This is a genomic window from Methylobacterium sp. WL116 (assembly GCF_008039455.1).
GTDB lineage: Bacteria > Pseudomonadota > Alphaproteobacteria > Rhizobiales > Beijerinckiaceae > Methylobacterium.
In genome coordinates this window covers 1-1,691 of the sequence record NZ_VRUV01000749.1, presented here as the reverse complement: position 1 = coordinate 1,691, position 1,691 = coordinate 1, and the positions used below count along the sequence as shown (strand labels likewise).

At 68.6% G+C, this 1,691-nt stretch carries 2 protein-coding genes; one reads left to right on the top strand and one right to left on the bottom strand.

What is annotated here, in order from left to right; translation table 11 throughout:
• Positions 1 to 204 (top strand): transposase (locus FV223_RS26930; RefSeq protein WP_147727796.1); only part of this gene is annotated, 204 nt, incomplete at its 5' end.
• A 6-nt stretch (positions 205 to 210) separates the two neighbouring features.
• On the opposite strand, the gene FV223_RS26925 is transcribed toward FV223_RS26930, so the two are convergent.
• Positions 211 to 1,691, bottom strand: a 1,481-nt coding sequence (locus FV223_RS26925; RefSeq protein ID WP_147729776.1) for an AI-2E family transporter, incomplete at its 5' end; no start/stop codon positions are given.

Sequence of the window (1,691 nt, the reverse complement as noted above, 5' to 3'; positions counted from 1 at the left end):
GGCGCTCGGCCTGCGATCCCGCCTCAGCGCCACGAAGCGCCCGTGGCCTGCCCTGATTGGATCTACAACAACCGTAACCAGGTCGAGCGCCTCTGGGCCAGGCTCAAAGAGTGGCGCGCCATCGCCACCCGCTACGAGAAGACTGCCGTCAGCTTCATGGGCGTCCTCTCCCTCGCAGCCGCCCTCGATTGGCTCAAGCGATGACACGCCCTAGGCGACCGCCCTCTCCTCTCCCAAGCCGCCCGCAGCCTTAAGGCATGCCTCGACCGCCCCGCGCAGCGACGAGACGTAATCGTCGGCCCCGACCTCCTTGCCGGCTGCCGCGTCCCCTAGCACGCGCTCGTCCTCGGGCCACAGGCCGACGAGCACCCGAACGCCGGGGGCACGTCGCCTCAGCCGCTCCATGAGGTAGCGCAGGTGCGCCGGGTTGCCGGTGATGTCGAGGTAGGAGATGCACACCATCGCCACCCCCGTAACATCGAGATCGCGTACCCGGTCGCGCGAGACGTCGCCGTGGGGCACCACCCGCGCGCCGAGGCCGTGCTTGCGCAGCAACTGCGCGAGCATCGCCGAGGAGGCCTCGTCGAGGGGGCCGCGTCCGGCGACGCACAGCACCGGCGTCTCGCCCCGCCACGCCTCGGGCAATCCTTCGCGGGTCGCCGCCTGGCCTGGCACCGCCTCGGCCTTGAAGTGGGTCCGCTCGGCCAGCGTCGGCGTCTCGTTCGGATTGACGGCCTTGCCGTCACCCTTGGGCTCGACGTCCTCATGGTCCTCGAAGTCCTCGACGAGGGAACGGGAGGACGCCCGGATGTTCTCCAGCTGCGCCGGCGTGACCACGCCACGGGCATAGTCGTTGGCGGCGAGCTGAAGACCCTTCAATGCGACCTCGTCGTAATACGACGATAGGGAGCGTTCCTTCAGCATGGCCTCGCCGAGGTCGCGTGCCTCGTCCGGGTCGCCGGCGAGCATGCGCTGGTAGAAGTTCTCGACCGGGGTCAGCGGCGGCCGGTCGCCGAGCAGGATGTCGAGGAACTCAAGGCTGTCGACATGGCGGCCGAGCACGACGAGGCACACCGTGAACGGCGTCGCCAGGATCAGGCCGATGGGGCCCCATAGGAAACCCCAGAACAGGGTCGAGACGATCACCGCAAACGGCGAGAGCCCGGTGGAGTGGCCGTAAAGCAGCGGTTCGATCACCTGCCCGAAAATCGGCTCGGCGATCAGGAACAGGGCCGCGGCGGCGATGACCATCGACCAGCCCGGATCGACCGCGGCGGCCAGCGCCACCGGTAGGATGCCTGAGATGAAGGCGCCGATGTAGGGCACGAAGCGCATCAGCGCCGAGAACACCCCCCATAGGAGGGGGTTGGGCACGCCGATGAACCAAAGGCCGACACCGACGATGACGCCGAACGCGGCGTTCATGCCGAGCTGGGCGAGGAAGTAGGTGCCGAGGCGACCGGCGGCGTCGTCCATGGCGACGGTCGTGCGGTGCAGGTCGCTCGATCCGAACAGGCGGATCATGCGGTTGCGCAGGTCCTCGCGCTGCAGGAGCAGGAACACCACGACGACCAGCACGATGCCGACCGTGGTCAGCGGCTCGAAGATCGGACCGAGCACCTTCTCGGCGAGTGCGAGGGGGGAGATCTCCGGGTCCTGGACGCGGACCAACTGCGCCTTGGGCGTATCGC